A 528-nucleotide genomic window follows, 5' to 3' on the forward strand; every position below is an offset into this window, starting at 1 on the left:
GCTGGTGACCGTGAGCGAAAGGAACGCGCATGTCCACCACCACCAAGGACGCCCCCACCAAGAACCGTCGTCGCCCCGCGCGCGGAGGCAGCGGTCCCGAGACCACCGACGAGCAGAACGCCGAGAAGGGCTTCCAGGCGTCCGAGCAGCTGACCGACGCGCTGCAGGCCGTACTGGTCGACCTGATCGAACTGTCGATCCAGGGCAAGCAGGCGCACTGGAACGTCGTCGGCAAGAACTTCCGCGACACGCACCTGCAGCTCGATGAGATCATCGACGCCGCTCGCGAGTTCGGCGATGAGATCGCCGAGCGCATGCGTTCGCTGCACGCCCTGCCCGACGGCCGCAGCGACACCGTCGCCGAGACCACCACCCTGCCGGAGTTCCCGCAGGGCGAGGTCGACACCGCCGAGGTCATCGACCTCATCACCGAGCGTCTGGATGCCGTCGTCGGCACCGTCCGCGACGTGCACGACGACGTCGACGACGAGGACCCCACGAGCGCCGACATCCTGCACGGTGTTCTCG

General features: G+C 68.0%; 1 protein-coding gene. It reads left to right on the plus strand.

The features are described 5' to 3' along the window. Positions 1-29: 29 nt before the first annotated feature. A partial coding sequence (locus tag DBR36_RS16485) for a Dps family protein (protein WP_258222943.1) occupies positions 30-528 on the plus strand: 499 nt, incomplete at its 3' end.

The sequence above is a fragment of the Microbacterium sp. HMWF026 genome, from assembly GCF_003061325.1.
Lineage (GTDB): Bacteria > Actinomycetota > Actinomycetes > Actinomycetales > Microbacteriaceae > Microbacterium > Microbacterium testaceum_E.